General features: G+C 38.7%; 17 protein-coding genes. 6 read left to right on the forward strand and 11 right to left on the reverse strand.

Annotated elements, in window-relative coordinates; translation table 11 throughout:
- Positions 1 to 17 precede the first annotated feature (17 nt).
- Together LKW28_RS02515 and LKW28_RS02520 are read right to left on the reverse strand one after the other, a co-directional pair.
- Positions 18 to 1,076, reverse strand: coding sequence for a FecCD family ABC transporter permease (locus LKW28_RS02515; RefSeq protein ID WP_229138757.1), 1,059 nt, complete (start codon positions 1,074 to 1,076; stop codon positions 18 to 20).
- On the reverse strand, positions 1,073 to 2,077 hold the full coding sequence (locus LKW28_RS02520; RefSeq protein ID WP_229138758.1) for a FecCD family ABC transporter permease: 1,005 nt from the start codon (positions 2,075 to 2,077) through the stop codon (positions 1,073 to 1,075). Before LKW28_RS02520 ends, LKW28_RS02515 begins: the two co-directional genes overlap by 4 nt.
- Positions 2,078 to 2,297: 220 nt before the next feature.
- On the opposite strand from LKW28_RS02520, the gene LKW28_RS02525 reads away from it, so the two are divergent.
- A complete protein-coding gene (locus tag LKW28_RS02525) occupies positions 2,298 to 3,269 on the forward strand; it encodes an ABC transporter substrate-binding protein (RefSeq protein WP_229138759.1) in 972 nt (323 codons plus the stop codon).
- A gap of 39 nt (positions 3,270 to 3,308) precedes the next feature.
- Here the strand turns inward: LKW28_RS02525 and LKW28_RS02530 are convergent, their stop codons facing one another.
- The 5 genes from LKW28_RS02530 to LKW28_RS02550 all read right to left on the reverse strand — a co-directional run bounded on the left by LKW28_RS02530 (position 3,309) and on the right by LKW28_RS02550 (position 9,079).
- Entirely contained in the window at positions 3,309 to 4,262 is a 954-nt protein-coding gene (locus LKW28_RS02530; protein ID WP_229138760.1) for a Gfo/Idh/MocA family protein, read from the reverse strand.
- Between the two features lie 277 nt (positions 4,263 to 4,539).
- A complete protein-coding gene (locus tag LKW28_RS02535; protein ID WP_229138761.1) occupies positions 4,540 to 5,295 on the reverse strand; it encodes a (S)-benzoin forming benzil reductase in 756 nt (251 codons plus the stop codon).
- Positions 5,296 to 5,405: 110 nt separating this feature from the next.
- The gene (locus LKW28_RS02540) at positions 5,406 to 6,488 is read right to left on the reverse strand and encodes a Ger(x)C family spore germination protein (RefSeq protein WP_229138762.1); all 1,083 of its coding nucleotides are present in this window, start codon (positions 6,486 to 6,488) and stop codon (positions 5,406 to 5,408) included.
- Positions 6,485 to 7,573 carry a GerAB/ArcD/ProY family transporter gene (locus LKW28_RS02545; RefSeq protein WP_229138763.1) on the reverse strand — a complete coding sequence of 363 codons (1,089 nt, stop codon included), beginning with the start codon at positions 7,571 to 7,573 and terminating at the stop codon, positions 6,485 to 6,487. Before LKW28_RS02545 ends, LKW28_RS02540 begins: the two co-directional genes overlap by 4 nt.
- A 21-nt stretch (positions 7,574 to 7,594) precedes the next feature.
- Positions 7,595 to 9,079, reverse strand: a complete 1,485-nt coding sequence (locus LKW28_RS02550) for a spore germination protein (protein WP_229138764.1) — start codon at positions 9,077 to 9,079, stop codon at positions 7,595 to 7,597.
- 179 nt (positions 9,080 to 9,258) lie between these two features.
- Here LKW28_RS02550 and LKW28_RS02555 point away from each other — a divergent pair, with 179 nt between their 5' ends.
- The 4 genes from LKW28_RS02555 to LKW28_RS02570 all read left to right on the forward strand — a co-directional run bounded on the left by LKW28_RS02555 (position 9,259) and on the right by LKW28_RS02570 (position 13,873).
- Positions 9,259 to 10,632 (forward strand): S8 family peptidase, encoded by a 1,374-nt coding sequence (locus tag LKW28_RS02555; RefSeq protein ID WP_229138765.1) that lies wholly within the window; start codon positions 9,259 to 9,261, stop codon positions 10,630 to 10,632.
- 112 nt (positions 10,633 to 10,744) lie between these two features.
- The gene (locus LKW28_RS02560) at positions 10,745 to 12,439 is read left to right on the forward strand and encodes a DUF6044 family protein (protein WP_229138766.1); all 1,695 of its coding nucleotides are present in this window, start codon (positions 10,745 to 10,747) and stop codon (positions 12,437 to 12,439) included.
- Positions 12,440 to 12,459: 20 nt separating this feature from the next.
- Entirely contained in the window at positions 12,460 to 13,491 is a 1,032-nt protein-coding gene (locus LKW28_RS02565) for a glycosyltransferase family 2 protein (RefSeq protein ID WP_229138767.1), read from the forward strand.
- Complete coding sequence (locus LKW28_RS02570) at positions 13,460 to 13,873, forward strand: GtrA family protein (protein WP_229138768.1); 414 nt, start codon at positions 13,460 to 13,462, stop codon at positions 13,871 to 13,873. The genes LKW28_RS02565 and LKW28_RS02570 overlap by 32 nt, the downstream gene beginning before the upstream one ends.
- Here the strand turns inward: LKW28_RS02570 and LKW28_RS02575 are convergent, their stop codons facing one another.
- Both LKW28_RS02575 and LKW28_RS02580 read right to left on the reverse strand, forming a co-directional pair.
- Complete coding sequence (locus LKW28_RS02575) at positions 13,874 to 15,049, reverse strand: D-alanyl-D-alanine carboxypeptidase family protein (protein ID WP_229138769.1); 1,176 nt, start codon at positions 15,047 to 15,049, stop codon at positions 13,874 to 13,876.
- 315 nt (positions 15,050 to 15,364) lie between these two features.
- Entirely contained in the window at positions 15,365 to 16,078 is a 714-nt protein-coding gene (locus LKW28_RS02580; protein ID WP_229138770.1) for an ASCH domain-containing protein, read from the reverse strand.
- Positions 16,079 to 16,250: 172 nt separating this feature from the next.
- Here LKW28_RS02580 and LKW28_RS02585 point away from each other — a divergent pair, with 172 nt between their 5' ends.
- The gene (locus LKW28_RS02585) at positions 16,251 to 16,400 is read left to right on the forward strand and encodes a hypothetical protein (protein ID WP_229138771.1); all 150 of its coding nucleotides are present in this window, start codon (positions 16,251 to 16,253) and stop codon (positions 16,398 to 16,400) included.
- Between the two features lie 41 nt (positions 16,401 to 16,441).
- On the opposite strand, the gene LKW28_RS02590 is transcribed toward LKW28_RS02585, so the two are convergent.
- Positions 16,442 to 16,645, reverse strand: coding sequence for a CLC_0170 family protein (locus LKW28_RS02590; protein WP_229138772.1), 204 nt, complete (start codon positions 16,643 to 16,645; stop codon positions 16,442 to 16,444).
- 25 nt (positions 16,646 to 16,670) lie between these two features.
- Positions 16,671 to 17,879, reverse strand: a complete 1,209-nt coding sequence (locus tag LKW28_RS02595) for a Ger(x)C family spore germination protein (protein WP_229138773.1) — start codon at positions 17,877 to 17,879, stop codon at positions 16,671 to 16,673.

Here is a 17,879-nt window from a genome sequence, read left to right on the forward strand (position 1 = left end):
TGCCTCATTTCCAGTTTCTAGCTATTTCGACTCTTATAGAGTAAATAGATAAAATAAGGTGCTCCGATTGCTGCTGTAAATACCCCTGCCGGAACTTCCGTTGGTGAAAATACAGTTCTGCCGATTAAATCCGCTAGCATCACAAGAATTCCTCCTAAAAGAGCGGCAGTTGGCAGCAGTGCCCCAAAGGCAGAACCAACTAACCTGCGTGCCATATGCGGTGCCATCAATCCAACGAAACCTATCCCACCTGCAAAGGCTACTGCACTACCTGTTAATGCTGTACTAACAAGCAATAACAAGAATCTTTGCTTCTGTACAGCACTTCCAACTCCAGTTGCAAGTTCTTCTCCTAGCTCCTGAATATTTAAGTTCCGTGCAAGCATAAAGCAAATCATCAATAGAATAATGACAACAGGGCTTAGTATCTGTACATTTGCCCATGTTGACCCATTTACAGTTCCGGTAATCCAAATATTTGCCTGACTTGCTTGATAAATCGGTCCCATTATCATAAATGTTGTTGTTAATGCTTGTGTGAGGGCTGAAACACCAATTCCTATTAATACAAGGCGAATAGGTGAAACACCATTTTTCCAAGCTAATATATATACTAAAAAAGCAATAACAGTTGCACCAATAAATGCAGCGACTGGCATCCATTTAATACTAACCGTTAGCGCATTACTTGAATTTGAGAAAAAGGCTAAAAAGGCAACTACCGCAACAGATGCACCGCCTGTAATCCCTAAGATATCTGGTGATGCTAGTGGATTTCGAATAATTCCTTGCAGAATACTTCCTGCAGCCGCAAGCGCCATTCCTACTAAAAAGGCAATAATAATTCGTGGTAAACGAAACGATGTAACAACCAATTGCTCCATTCGTGTACCATATCCAAATAACGTTTTTAAAACAGTTACGGGGTCTATTTTCATTTCTCCAAGCCCTGTACTAACCAAAAATAAGACTGCTACTACTGCGACTAGAATTATAATCGTGGCAAGTGCTTTATTATCTATTAAAAAAGAGATTGTTCCCTTTTTTCCGTACCGAAAGGCCCTATATTTATTCATGCTTTACGAAACCCCTTTCTTGCCACATAAATAAAGAAAGGTGTTCCAATTAATGCAGTCATCACACCTACTGGTACTTCTTCAGGCATCACAATATACCGAGCTGAAATATCGGCTAAGAGTAGTAAAGTGCCGCCTAGTATCCCGCAAAATGGAAGGATCCAACGATGATCAATGCCAACTAAGCTTCTCGCAAGATGAGGAATGACAATCCCGATAAACCCAATTGGTCCTGCCACGGAAACCGCCCCTCCGGCTAGTAGGATGATTGTAATCGCTGTAAAAAGCTTAACTGTACCTGTCCTTTGCCCGAGTCCTTTCGCTACATCCTCCCCCATCGAAAGGATATTAATTTTATTGGCTAATAGAAGTGAAGCGACCCATGCAATTCCCAAATAGGGGAGAACACTCGTTAGCATTTCAAGCTTTCTTCCCTGGATTGAACCTGCAAGCCAGAATAATACTTGGTCGAGTGCCATCTCATCAACGACAAGTAAGCCTTGAGTAAAGGAGGAAAACATGGCAGCCATTGCGGCTCCTGCTAAGGTTAACTTCATCGGGGTGAGACCCTCGCGCCCAAGTGACCCGATGAAATAAACAATAAATGCTGCAATTGCAGCACCTAAAAAAGCTACCCAGGTAAAGGCTTGTAAGGAATTAATCGAGAAAATGGAAACCGCAGCAACAATAAAAAAACCTGCCCCTGCATTAACACCAAAAATTCCTGGAGATGCTAAAGGATTTTTCGTTAAAGCTTGCATAAGGGCTCCTGCTATTCCCAAGCTTGCACCAACGGACGCTGCAATTAGAGCACGCGGTAATCGAATGGTTTCAATAATGATATGTTCGTTTGAGCCATTATAGGCAGTGAATGTTTCGTAAGCCATTCTCCATGAGGTATCTGTGTATCCATAAACAATGCTTGCACACATAGATAAAAATAATACAAAAATTCCAATAATAAGTCCTGCAAATTTAGCTTGATTCGTTTTTAAAACCATTATGTTTATTACTCCTTGAATATATAAGGTTAAACATGTTTATGTTAGTATTAGGTATTTTTAGTGAAAATTATCAACTTATTTCTCTTTTAGTCTATTGGAAATGAGAATGGTTGTCAATGGAGTGAAAATCATTCTCATTTTTGTATTGACTTAAGATTCAAATCAATTTATTATTTTAACTAAATGAAAATCATTATCAATTATAGGAGGTTACAAAATGAATATTAGAAAGAAGATTTATCTTGGATTTCTCACGCTAGCTATTGCTACACTTGTATTGGCTGCTTGTGGAGCTGCAGACAACACAGACAAAAATGAGGCAGTTGAAAATTCAAATACATACACGATTGAGCATGCAATGGGTACAACACCTATTAACAAGGATCCGAAAAAAATTGTTGTTTTAACAAACGAAGGAACAGAGGCTTTATTAGCAATGGGAGTTAAACCTGTTGGAGCGGTTCGTTCATGGATTGGGGACCCTTGGTATGATCATATCGAGGACCAAATGGAGGGCGTAGAAGTTGTAGGTGAGGAAAGTAATGTCAACATCGAGGCAATCGCTGCTCTCGAACCGGACCTCATTATCGGCAATAAAATGCGCCAAGAAAATATTTATGAGCAATTAAAAGCGATTGCCCCAACTGTTTTTGCAGAAGATTTACGTGGGGATTGGCAAAAGAACTTTACCCTCTATTCAAAAGCAATCAATAAGGAAGAAGAAGGTAAAAAGGTTCTTGCTGACTTTGAAGACCATGTAAATAAAGTGAAAGAGAACATTAATACCGATACTGCAGTATCAGTTGTCCGTTTTATGGAAGGGAGAACTCGAATCTATTACACAGATAGCTTTTCTGGTGTCATTTTTGATAAATTAGGCTTAAAGCGTCCTGAACAACAGGTTGAATTATTTGCTCAAGACGAAAACGATCAATTTGCACGCGAAGTCGACCAAGAGAAAATTCCTTTAATGGATGGAGACGTTATTTTCTACTTCACCTATGAAACAGGAACTGGTGAAGCAACAAAGGTTGAGGAAGAATGGATCAACAATCCATTATGGAAAGGGTTAACTGCTGTAAAGGATGGCAATGTTCACAAAGTAAGTGATCCCATTTGGAATACAGCTGGTGGCGTCCTAGCAGCAAACCTTATGCTTGATGATATTGAAAAATACTTAGCAAAATAAATTTTAGCTCCCGCCAATAATGGTGGGAGCTTTTCATTTCTACTCTTTATTTCGGAGTTTTTCCAGAATAGTCTGTGCCTCATATCCATCAGTAAATGTATACAAACGGCTTTCTTTGCCAGTAATTGCAAGTGCAAGTTGATCAATGAGTGTTGAAGTTTCTTCCTTTTCACTCTCAATTGGATGAATTTCCTCTCCAAGCTTTCCGCCTTCAAGCCTGCCCCAATCTACTAATGACAGGGTACCTTTTGTCCCATATGCTGTATATGTAATTCGCTCATCTCCAGCAATTTGACTCATTCCATTGATTAAAAATGGTGTTCGATCTGCGAGCTCTAACGTAGCAATCACTCCCGTTTCGCACTTAATAGTGTCTTCAGGCAGCTCCAACCGGCTATGCAGATGTGATAAGGAACCAAAAATACGTTGTGTTAATTGGATAAAATGAACCCCGACCTCCAGAACAAAGCCACCTTGTTCACGACCTGCCACCCAATCATTCTGCTGCCATTGGCGTGGCCAATTTGGGAAAATCATGGAAAGTTCAAGTTTACGTAAATCTCCTATGTATCCTTCTTTTATCAAACGATCTAAGGTATTAACTGGGCTACTATAGTTCAGCGGGAAATTCATAGCATGGATAATTCCCGCTTGCTCCGCTTTATCTTTCATCTCCTTGGCTTCTTCAATTGAGTTTGCCAAAGGTTTTTCACATAACACATGGATTCCTTTTTCAATGACATCCAATGTCACACAATGATGATATTTTGGTGGCACAGCCACATAGACCAGGTCCAATTTCTCGTTTTCGAGCATGTCCTTGTGATGGTCATACCAATTGATTCCACCAAGCTTGTCCGCCATCATTGCTGCACGCTCTTTATTTGTATCAACGACTGCGGTCACAATTGTTTTATTATTTGCATTAAAACCTTGAATGAGCCTTTCCCCAATTGCCCCAAGGCCGATAACTCCTACCCTTATATGTTTCATTAGCGATCTCCTCCTCATTTCCCATTATAATTCTGGATAGTATAGCAGTCTATGTCGACTTCATAAAATATTCCCTCCTGAATTGCGCTATTCTCAGTATGAATCGCGCTTTATTTTCAATAATTGCGCTTTAATTGGTATGAATTGCGTCTTATTTTCATTAATTGCGCTTTAATTGGTATGAATTGCGTCTTATTTTCATTAATTGCGCTTTAGTCGGTATGAATTGCGCTTTAGCAAAAATCCCCCATCCACATGGGATGGGGGATTCCAATTCTTATACAAAAGACTTTATATCATATACATGACCATTAATTAATTCTTGGTTAGTTATTAGATCGAGGACTACACCCGCAACAAAGTCAGGTGATCGTAGCATCCCCTTCTCGTTGAATTCAATGAATTGTTCAACCTCTGTGAAATCCTCTTTCTTTGTTTTTCGGATCACTTCTTGCATTTCCGTATCCATGACACCAGGTGAAAATGAAATCATGCTTACTGGATGTTCAGCTGTTTCCTGTTCAAAACCAACTGATTTTGTGAACATATCGATACCGGCTTTAGACGAAGAGTATGCAGACCAACCATATCTAGCGCGGTTAGCGGCACCCGATGAGATATTCACAATCACCTTTTTAGTAGCAAATGATGCGGTATGGCGAATAAAATATGTACTTAACAGCATCGGTGCCAACAGATTAACATGAATATTTTCTGTTAGTTCCCTAGGACCTGCCTTCCCAATCGGCTTAATTGGATCAATCGTTCCGGCATTATTCACTAAGTAAATTCCTTCCGCATTTGAAAAGTCAATCGATGAAAAAATTCGTTCCATCACTTTTTCAATTTCTTCTGTTTTCTGAAGATCACAAGAAAAATAATAAAGATTAATCCCTTTTTCAAACGCGATTTCTTTTAATTCATTGTTCTGTTTTCTTGAGATACAAAATAAAGTATGATTATTGTCCAAAATTTGTTTTACTATGGATTCTCCCAATCCCTTAGATGTTCCAGTTATAATAAAATATTTCAAATAAGACACTCCTACCCGACATTATCTTTCCTACTGCATACCCAAAGTATATCATACCCCTGAAAATATAATACCAATTCTTAACCCAAACAAATTATCCTGTTAAACCTCTATTGAATAATACCAGTCTCGGTGAGTATCACTTCTGCATGAACCGCTATTTTGATATTCGGATAATCAAGCTTCCATTTTTCAAAATCGAGACCTCGCACCGAATGTCTAGCGATATAACCAATCCCAACTGGGTCAATATTTTCATTTTGAAAAAGCTTTAACATTTCTTCGGATTTTTCTTCAATTGTGTGCTCTAGTTCATCGGTTATCTGTTGTATAATTTTTGAATTGGTTTTTGCCCCGGAATACTCACTTAACATCCCTTTAAACTTAATTGTAATGTTTATCTTTGGATCTCCATGAACTTCTTCAACCTTTATTTTTCGATTTGTTTGGATGCGCTTAATGGATGCATATTCATCTGTTCCCTTTAATCGGATTGTGTAAGACCCTTCACCGTAATTTTGCACCATCGCCTTAAAAAAGAATAAATCTGATTCATCAATTTTGGAGACCATTTTTCCGTGTTTAAACAGTCCAAGCCCCGTAATCTCCATTTTATCTGAATCCAATTTTAACATAGGCAGAAACGGATCCATCCCTTCCATATAATGACGATACATAAAGGTATGAAGGTCAGTCTTTGGCATATCTCGTTGTTTGATATTATGTTGTAACATGATTGATAGGTATTCTCCCGTACCTCTGTTGCCTAAACTTTTTTTAAGTACGTCATATGTCTTTCCTTCTATAATGGCTAAATTAATTCTCGTCCCGATACTTGGATCCCGTTGAAGCGCGTCAATATACCGTAAAATACCTTGTTTTGCCAGCTCATCCTCGTACAGAACGACTCGTATCGCACCTGTTACCAATGGGTCTGCAGATTTCTTTTGCAATACATTAATAATTTCTTTAGCTAATACAGATTCACCGGTGAAGTTTGCGTTGTCGATACTCTTATCTGCATTAAAAACGGGGATAACAGCTGTTCCTTTAATTTTTTGACCTTCCGCTCGATCGTATCCCAAAGCTGCCACTATATTAACCTCATCAATAATTTCTTCTGAAACCCTACCATAAATGATTGTTACGACTACAATGGCGCAAAGTGCAAATCCTGTAAGAAACTTTTTCATTTTTTCTCCCTCAATTTTCGAATGACCAGTGTTATGACGAAGAGGATCGGAATATATGCAAACACAAAATAGAAACCAAAATTCGCCAAGTAATTACTCAGTAGATCTATTTGATGACGTGTACTAAAGAGACTGCTAGCAATCAAAACAAACGGTAAAATCAACAAGACTGCTTTTCGTTGTTGGATCGAAAACAGTTTTTTGACGCCTCTACTGGCCCCCCATACGGCGATACACATATTTGGCAGAATCACAAGAAACCACGATGCGATTCCTACATATTCGAAGCGTTCTACGAATGGCATAATGATACTTTTAAACATCGATAAAGTTGCCCAAATCATTCGGTCAATTTGGTCTGCGCTAAAATACATGATCGCAGTTAGTGCAGCAATAAGGTATAAAATTGTGGTCGCTAAAATGCCAAGATGGGCCCATTTTTGGGATCTTTCTGGATGTTTAATAAATGGATAAAAGATCAACAGCGTCTCAAATCCCAATATACTCAAGGTCATATCCTTTGCAGATTTTCCAATTTCCAACAATGAATGATTCAGGATAGGTACCAAATTTCTCACATGTGCATATTCCAAAGGAAAAAAAACCAATAGAAGTATATACACAGGAAGGACAATACTAAAAAAACTAATCCCAGCTACAGTTCGAAAACCACCTAAAATGATATAGTAAATAAGGGCGATCGTAAAAAAACCAAAAACCCAACTATTAAATTCGGGAAACATCCATACCTGAATGACCTCAATATAGGTACGTAGGACAGTTACCGCTAATGTCGTTAGGTAAACAATAAATACGAGACTTAAAAAACCACCTATCCACTTGCCAAAAATTTCTTTATGAACGTCGACGATGTCTCCTTTTGAATGATTTAAAATTTTATACATCATCCACACAACGATGTGTACTGCAACTCCTGCTAGAATGACGGAAATCCAACTGTCATACCCTGCTGATTTTGCAATAATCCGTTGGAAACCGAGGATTCCGACCCCTACTTGCATGGAATGAATTAAGAAAAATACCAAATAAGGAGATACTAAAAATGATTCTTTGATTCTTTCCATCGCTGCAACTCCTTGGATTATCTACTCATCAATATCTTTTTTCTCCCTCGCCTTTTTAGCGTTAAAACGGTTTGTATCTGCCGGACGAACAAAAATCGGACGCTTGGATAGCAATGAATATGGCATCCGAACAAATGCATCTCTTAAATCACTTACCCGCAATGGGTAGATTGGTTCCAAAAATGGCCTGCCTAAGGATGTTAATCGAATTAAATGTGTCAAAAGAAAACAGAAACATAATACAATTCCTACTAATCCCCATAGCTGAGCTAAAAGAAGGAAAGGAAAACGAATAAGGCGGATTGTGTTACCCATTGTATACACAGGTGTTGTAAATGATGCTAGTGCTGCAAGTGCAATCATAATGAGTAATACATTACTCGTAAGGCCTGCTTCAACAGATGCTGTTCCAATTACGATACCTCCCACGATACCGATTGTTTGGCCAACCTTGGCAGGCAGTCTTGCTCCTGCCTCACGAAGCAGTTCAATTGTTATTTCCAGAAATATGGCTTCTAGAATCGGCGGCAACGGAACTTCCCGTCTTGAGATTACCAAGGTGGCTAACAGATCCCTAGGGATTAATTCATGATGATAGGTAAGAACGGCAACATATATTGGCGTTATTAAGATCGAAAAAATAACGGCGAAAAGGCGAAGCATTCGAACAAATGATGCAATATACCAATTCATGAAATAATCTTCAAACGATGAAAAAAACTCGACAAGGGTAGTAGGTGTGATCAATGCATGGGGTGATCCCTCAGATATCACAACGACCTTTCCCTCTACTAATACTGAAGCCGCTCTGTCAGGACGCTCCGTTTCAAGCAACTGTGGAAAAGGCGAGTTCTGATTATCAGCAATAATTTGAGCAATAAAGGAACTGTCACTTATTTGATCGAATTCAATATCACTAATCCGCTGCATCACTGTTTGGACATTTTCCGGCTCGACGATGTCTTCTATGTAAAGAATGGCCACCTTTGTTCTCGTGACTTTTCCAACGGTTAATTCCTTAACTCGTAGTTCCGGCACAGGCAGTCGCTTTCGAAGCAAATTGATATTCGTATCGAGTGATTCAACAAATGCCTCTTTTGGTCCATTAACACTAAATTCGGTTAATGGGGGGCTCACTGATCTTTTTTCAAATTTCACTGCATCTACAAGTGCACAATAGCTGTCATGTTTGTGAAATTGAATCATGATACTGCCTTGTAAGAGCTTATCCTCTATTTCATTATTCTTGTTTGTAATGACAATCTCTTTATTCGGAAGAATTCCTTTAAGATCCCGTATGGAATGGATTTTCGCATATAGCAAATAAGGCAAAATTTGCTCATTGAGGGTTTGAGTATCAATAATATTGCGCTGATAACAAATCCAAAATGGGCGAATGGCTTGGTTATTAAAATGACAAATAAAGTCCGCTGATTTACGGAAGGTTTGATAGGTTTCCTCAGTTAATCGTGGTTTTTTATGCTCTTTTTTAAACCAATTTGCCATAATAATCTCCTTCTTATTTCCACATTGTCACTTTTCCCTTTAAGTTAGTTATTCCATGAAATGGTTGGAAATTATGCATAGATTTTCTACTTACCAAGAAATTATTGGAATGAAATTAAAGCATGAAAGAAGGCTGCGGGCAAGATACTAAAGAAAAAGTGTATGTTGAGGTGATATGGATGTGGAATAAAAAAAGAGCTGCTATTCTGGCGTTGGTCATTACAATTGGAATAACGCTTTTCGTTTCTTTATCTTTCTTTACGAATGAGGATAAGGCAAGTCCAAAATCGTTTTCTTCTCCAAACAGTCCCTTACAAATAGGAAATGAATCGATTGATACGTCTCCTCAAATTATGAATGTGGACTCGATTAAACTATATAATAATGTTCAAAAAAAATTAGACAAACATGAAGAAATTGATGTGATTGATCATAACGGCAAAGACAAAAGCCATTATCATCATCACCAGGTCATTGTAGATTTTAAAAACCATTTAACACAAGCTGAAATTAAACAAATAGAAAAAGATATCGAAGGAAAGCTCCTACGGAAGCTTGATTCCTCCTATATTTTTGAATCAGACAACTTAAAAACACCTGAAATGATTTCGTATTTCGAAAAAAACAAAAATGTGGAATTTGCCGAGCCAAATTATCTGTTAATGCAAAACCAACAACACCCAAATGACCTCTTATATAATGATTTTCAATGGAATTTGAGGATGATTGATTCGGAAAATGGCTGGGGAATTACTCAAGGTTCAGACAAGGTAAAAATCGCAATCGTTGATACTGGGGTGGACCTTGATCATCCTGACCTCGTTAACCGAATTACAGATGGCTATAACATTCTTAAAGACAATAATGTTCCTGATGATGACAATGGGCATGGTACACATGTCGCCGGGATTATTGCTTCCCAAACAAACAATTACGAAGGAACGGCAGGTATCACATGGTTTAACCCAATTATGCCTGTTAAAGTAATGGGCTCTGATGGTTATGGATCCACCTTTGACATTGCGCGTGGAATCATTTGGGCAACCGATCATGGGGCAGATGTCATCAATCTTAGTCTTGGTAATTACCAAGGATCAAAGATGTTAAAACAAGCAGTTGATTATGCATACAGACATGATGTTGTAATGGTTGCAGCATCAGGAAATGATAATTCAAGCCAGCCAAGTTTTCCATCTGCATATCCACAAGTATTAAGTGTGGCCGCAGTTGATTTAAACGGGGACAAAGCCGATTTTTCGAATTATGGAGATTATATCGATGTATCAGCACCAGGTGTGACGATACCAAGCACTTATATTGATGAACAATATGCTGCTTTATCAGGGACGTCGATGGCAGCACCACATGTTGCCGCTCTTGCCGGTTTAATGCGCTCTATCAACCCAAACCTTTCAAATAAAGACATTATGGATATAATCAAACGAACGAGTTTGGACCTTGGGAAAACAGGGAAGGATATTTATTTTGGGGAAGGACTTATTGATATTGTCCAGGCATTAAATCAAGCAAAGCAAGGAACGGCTTCTAAGTAAAAAAGTGGGCAGCTCCCACTTTTTTATTTTCCAATTCATATTCCATTTGAATCTGGAAAGGATAAAAATGAAATTGGCAAAAATGTAGATTTCGTTGATAGGAGGAAGGAAATTGGCTAATACTGGAACTCTACAACGAAGCGAATATCGTCTCATTATCATCGCATTTTTACTTATCGTCCTTTTTGTTTCTCCTTATTTTATTCTTGGAGAGAATGCTCATTTACGAGTGCACGACAATTTGGATTCGAATCTTGCCTGGTATAGAGTTTTAGCCCAAAGCAATCAAATACTTGGAGCGGTTGATGCAACCATCCCTCAAATTATAAATGGACATCTCGGAAGGGGTGCCTTTGGTACGGAATTTAGTGGGATTGTTTGGCTGCATATCTTTTTTCCACCAATGGTCGCTTATGGATTAAGCCAATTGATCACACGGATCTTCGCGTTTCTCGGAATGTACTTGTTATTAAAAAAACATTTTCTTCCGCATAATGAATGGTCTTGGATTCGTGTCGGAGTTTCATTAGCTTTTGCACTGACACCTTTTTGGCCCTCAGGAATGCTGAGTACGCTTGGAATGCCGTTGGCACTATGGGCACTGCTGAATATCCGCGCGGGTGAGAAGTCATGGCTGAACTGGTTAACACTGACCTTACTTCCACTCTATTCAAGTATCGTTCTTGGTTTTTTCTTTTTTATAAGCGCGATGGGGATCTTTTGGTTCGTTGATTGTGTACGCGGAAAGGGCTGGAATCTTCGCTTTTTATGGGCACTTCTTTATTTCACCTTGATTTTTATGGTGGTTGAATACCGACTTGTGTACTCCTTTCTGTTTATGGATGAACCAAATAGTCGTGATGAATATTTTCATGCTCGCTTATCATTCCTGCGTGCCTTACGACTTACATTAAAAAATTATGTAATGGGTCACACCCATGTAATGAGTGTTCATGGCTTAATTATTTTGCCTGTCAGCTTACTAGCCCTTAATATTGTAATTGTAAAGAAAAAGTGGAAACAAGAGAAGGCCTTTCTCTTTCTACATATTCTAAATGCCGTTTTGTCGATTTGGTATGCTTTTTGGTTTTATAAAGGCTGGTTACCTATAACAGAACGGTTTCATTTTTTAAATACGTTTAATTTTGCAAGGTACCATTTTCTTAGGCCAATGGTGTTATATGTGTTATTTGCTATTTCCTTAAAAATCTTATGGGAGTACAGGAGAGGCTGGAAGCGATTTAGTATATTGTTCCTGGCTGCACAATTAATGGTTGTTGCCTCGTTTAATGAAGAAATCATCTATAAAACGAAGCCATCCTTTCAGCAGTTTTTTGCCGAAAAACAGTTTAAAGATATCGAAACCTATATCGGATTGCCACAAGAGGAGTACCGTGTTGCTAGTATTGGCCTCCATCCTGCTATCGCACAATTTAACGGATTTTACACTCTTGACACCTACAATAATTTTTATCCCCTTACCTATAAGTATCAGTTTCGTGAAATTATCGCGAAGGAATTGAGGAAGGATAAAAAACTACGACGATACTTCGATGAATGGGGTGGCCGCTGTTACATCTTTTTAGATGAGCTTGGCAAACACTATATGTTCAAAAAGACCTCAAAAAAACAAATTAAAAAAATGGAACTGAATACACAAGCTTTTTACGATATGGGTGGACGCTATATTTTATCATCCTTACCTATCAAAAATGCAGCGAAAAATAATCTCGAACTCGAGCAAACCTTCGATTCACCAGAATCGGCATGGAAGATTTACTTATATCGAGTATCACTTTCCCAATAAAATGTCTGGGGGGATTCAACATGAATGCACCAACACTAACCATCGTCGTCCCTTGCTACAATGAAGAAGAAGTGCTTCCGGAAACGTTGAAGCAGCTTCGAACCCTTTTAGATGAGCTAATAACAGACAATCTCGTTTCCGAAAAAAGCAGACTCTTGTTTGTAGATGATGGCAGCAAGGATCAAACTTGGTCCATTATTTATAAGAGAGGACTTGAAGATCATAAGATTAAAGGGCTAAAGCTTGCGCGAAATGTAGGCCATCAAAACGCATTACTAGCTGGACTATTTGCGGCAAAACGCGGTTCTGATTGTCTTGTAACAATCGATGCAGATTTGCAGGATGATATTTCGGTCATTCGCGAATTTCTGAATCGTCATTCTGAAGGATATGATGTCGTATATGGTGTCCGAAAAGAACGAAACACTGATACCCTTTTTAAAAAACATACCGCACAAGGCTTTTATAAATTGATGCAGTTCATGGGTGTGAACCTCGTTTATAATCATGCTGATTACCGGTTAATGAGTAAACGGGCAGTTGAAGCACTGGAACAATTTGATGAGAGCAATCTCTTTTTACGCGGGGTTGTTCCGCTTGTAGGTTTTCAGTCGGCACCTGTATTTTATGATCGTAAGGAACGTATGGCCGGAGAGACTAAATACCCATTACGGAAAATGCTTTCGTTTGCCCTTGATGGAATTACATCCTTTAGTGTGACACCGATTCGCTTCATTTCTTTGATCGGGTTACTCTCCTTTCTTGTTAGCCTACTATTTGGAGGATACTTTTTATACTTAAAATTTAGTGGACAAACGCAAACAGGTTGGACTTCAATGATTACATCAATTTGGTTAATTGGTGGGCTGCAATTGATTGCATTGGGGTTTATCGGTGAGTATATCGGGAAGATTTATAAAGAGACGAAGCGACGGCCAAAGTATGTTGTCGATATTGATACCTTTAATCTTGCGGTTCCGGGGGAACAGCCTTTTGCCCAGGAAGAGGGTGAACTTTCGATTGATTACAGCCCACTTTCCGAAACCAACTGACACATTTTTCCGGTTTTTACTTATAGGATTAGTGAACACACTTGTTGGACTTTCAAGTATATTTTTGCTGCTGCATGCGGTCGGTCTCTCCTATTGGCTATCGACTTTTCTTGGTAATGCGATCGGTGCGACTGTCAGTTATGTGTTGAATAGACAGTTTACCTTTAGTAGTAAGGTCTCAGCAGGGAGAAGTATTCCTTTGTTTGTTGTAGTGATTTTAGGCAGTTATTTTCTTGCTTTTTCTATAAGTAAAATGGCAGCAGATTGGGTTTTGACGGAATACACAAATGGGTTTGCCGTTTTACTTGGGACTGTCCTTTATACAATTATGAACTATCTCGGACAGAAATATATTGTGTTTCCACACAAAAAAGCACTTTGATCAAGTGCTTTTTTTCATGTTTTTTATTGTTTTTTGAAGGTAGACAATGCCTACACCCAAAAATACGAACATAAGAATTGCTGGTATATGATTCTTTTTAGCAAGGTCAACCGGATTTATTTCAGCACGTGTTCCCTCTAGTTCCTTCGGAATATCCATTTTGAGCTGAGTCGACGCAAGCTTTCGACCATCATCTCCAAGTACTCGAAGAACTCCTTGGTCATTCATTGTCACCTGAACCGATTCATTTTTCTTAAGTGTGTATTTAAGTGGTTTGTTCAAATGATAGCTTTCATTCTGTTCACCGAAAAACTTCTCGTTTGTGGCTACCTCTGCCACCTCAAAATTGTCAAAGCCATAGTCTAATAGGGCAACTGTATCCTCATATGCATATTCATTGCGATCTGCTTTTAAAACAATGGCAATCAAAGACAACTCCCCTTGTTCAGCAGAGGTTGAAAGGGTGTAACGCGATTCTTGAACAAAACCGGTCTTCCCGCCAGTAATCCCTTCATATGGGATTTCACCCCTTAGCAACAGATGGTGGCTAAAAAGGGTTGTATCCCATGATTCCCCATCCCATGCCAATTCCTTCGTTCCAAAAATCTCACGGAAAATAGGATTCTTTAACGCATATTTCGTTATTAACGCAAGATCATTTGCGGTTGTGTAGTGGTTTTCATCAAAGAGTCCATGTGGATTTGTAAAATGAGTTTGTTCCACACCAATTTTTTCTTTTAAATATTGATTAAGCGATTTTGCAAATGACCGGGTATTCCCATTCAGATGCTCCGCAATCGCAACCCCGGCATCGTTTCCTGAATTAATCAATAAGCCTTGAATCAAATGTTTTAACGTGACCTGTTCCCCCTCTTCCAGGTAAACACGTGTACCTTCCGTTTCATAGGCTTTTGCACTTACCGAAACGACATCATCTAAATTTCCATTTTCTATCGCATATATAGCAGTTGCCATTTTCGTTAAACTTGCCGGATACAATTGTGTATGACTATTTTTCTCATATAGAACGGAACCAGTATTCGCATCTAATAAAATGACTGCTTCACTCTTAATCGCAGGTGCTCCGTTTGTTTTAGCACTCTCTGCAAAAGCTTTAAAAGGTGCAAGTGAAGTCATCAGAAATACTAGAATCAAACCTAAACAAAGCTGCTTCATTTCACTTCTCCCTTTGGCACACAGGGACCCGCTCCCTTGTCCCATCCATATTTTATATGTTAAGCGGGACAAGACACCTGTCCCCCTCGTCCCACGATTTTACAATTACAGATATTCGTATGTCAAATCAGTTTTGTGACTGACAAAAAGAAAAGCGCAAGGTGCCCGTACATCGGCGACAAGCACAAGACAAGCGCTGACAGAAGGCGATGTTTGCCTTTCAGAAGCGATTGACTTGTGACCTCGAGCCGATGGCACCTGGAGCTAGACAGAAAAAAGACGTTGGCGTTGTTTTGCCAAACGTCTGCTTGTTCCTTATTTATGATAGGTGTATACGGAACTCCATTCGTGGATGATATTTGTTGCCAAAAAGGCTTCTTTCGCATATTTTTCCGCTTTTTTCATGAGTTCTTTTTCATCTATCTTTCCCTCATAGTCGGGGTTCACTTTATAAAACATGAAGGTGTTTGCCTCACTTTGACGAAACCGAACAAATGCCACAAAATCCTTCTCTTTATAAACGGCATAAAAATAATCGGTTGCCTGTTCAAACAACTCAAACTCGGTCCAATTTCTAACCTTGTATCCTTCCGCTTCCGTTATTGGAACCAGGTGCAAATCTATGTTAACATCTGTAAAAATGTCTGTAACCTTGAAATGCTCCACTACAATAATAGTATCTTCATTTAGCTCAAACCCGTCATTATACAAAGGCTTCTCCCAGCTAAAAATATGATCCTCGATAAATTCATCTAAAGTCGAATTCTCACCATTTGCTATTCGTTCTCCCACTTCACCTTGAATTTCACCAAATCGAATTTCATAAAAATCGGTAATTTGGATGTTTGCTTTATACTCATTACGCTTAGTAAATACCTGAATGATATCGCCAGCTTCACTTTTTTCCTCGCTTGGCAATAAATCATACCAAACCTTTGGAGTACAGGTAACAGTCTTCACACCACGCAGTACTTCTTCTAGCAGTCTTTCATCATATTCATCACGACCCCAAAAGTCGATTCGTTTCATTCAAATCACCTCTTCCTACTACTTGAATTATATAATGGATGCTTTGAAATGAACAACAAAAAACTTAGTGGTCATCGTGGTTATTGGCTAATTTTCCTATTTATAGTCTTCGCATAAAAGTTCGGTTACATCTAATACTACGAATGAAGTACTAAGAATGGAGATGAAGAAATTGGGTAGAATTAAACGTGGAAATGCAAATGCACAGCGCAATAATAATGTGAAAAAAGGAAACAGAATCAGTGAAGAACTCGTTGAGTTTGCTTCCTATACAGAGGTAGAAGCAGAAAAACAAAACGTTCAAAAGAAGAAAAAGAAATAGGCAGTTTGGCCAAGGCTGAGCCTTGGCCACTACTATCTGGCTCACCAAAAAATCGTCTGATAAACCCAATTTGCCATAAAAATAAAAATCCCTGCTCCTATATTAAACCATCCTAAAATCTTACTAACTTTTTGTTCTTTCTTCATATCTGATTTTTTATAAGTCTTTACATCAAAAATGAGAATCAGAATCCCGGTCGTTATACCAAGGATGACTACGTAATTTAAATATCCGATAAAGATCATTTCGGCTCTCCTTTGATTCATAAAGTTATTTAGCCTTTGTGCCTACTCTTCGAATTTTTGATTTACATTGAATTTCAAATGTCATATCCTTGTAAACCTCACGCCATTTCTCTTTTGTTTGAATCTGGCTATTCCAATAATCAGGTTGTTTTGCTCGAACATATTCTCCAAAGCCAAAAATATCGGATTCCTTAGCTTGTAATTTTTTAATTAAGTTCGTTGTTCCTTCTACTACCCCTCGTGAAGCTTCATCTGCGATTATATTGACAATATCCGGATTATCTAGATTTACATCATTACCACCTTCATCAATTAAACCTTCGTAGTGAATTTTTATGAACACATGAGGTTTTCCATTTCGAATTGTGGTTTTAATGGATGACATTCGCCTGTCTGCCCTTACAATTACTTTCGAGTCAGTTCCTGGTACATCAACAAACACTTCATACCCGCCTTTTTTTACCCCCATTACGGCCATGAATAAGCCGATTTCAACAGGCTTGATTGTTCCGATCATTTTGTCATCCTGAAAATAGGATAAACCCGCTATTTGATAATTTTCCTCTTTTTTTGTTTCAAGATATGGGAGGAATGTATCCTGCCCTTTGCTTTGCTGCTTTGTCCAAAACAATCCGATAAAATCCTCCGGAAACTTTCCCAACCCAACTGCATTTTCGACCATTGCCGATAAATATAATGTCGGTACACGCTCAAGCTTAGGGATAACCTTCAAAAAATGCATAGCTTCTCCCTTTGAAACCACCATCCAAGCGGTTCTTCTGATTTCAGGGTTTCTTCGTAAATAATCATTAAATCTTGTTACCCCGTCCTTCGCAACTTCCTCACTAATCACAATTACCCGAAGATGACCGAAGAAAAGTCGATCAGCAATTTCCTGCTGTAACACCGCAATCGCGTCGTCAATGGTATGCCCAACAACACTAACAAACCAAGTTGGTTCTTGATCAGCCCCGGCACCGCCGGTTTGAGGTCCTAATGGAATTCTTCCTGGAACTGCAATTTGAGCACTTAGTTTAATTAATCCTTCTTTGGGCTTTGGAAATTGGTTGCCTAAACCCGTTATTTGTTCATGTTCTTCTTCCTCTGAATCATTCGCCTTATCAATGGATATACCCAAAACTACGGCTCGATGTTCAATATCATCGCTATCCCAGCATCCAGTTAAGAATAGCCCAGGTGCTAAAACGATAAGTAAGGCTTTTATCCATGTCAT

Source organism: Bacillus sp. REN16, assembly GCF_020731355.1.
Classification (GTDB): Bacteria; Bacillota; Bacilli; order Bacillales; family Bacillaceae_L; genus Ferdinandcohnia.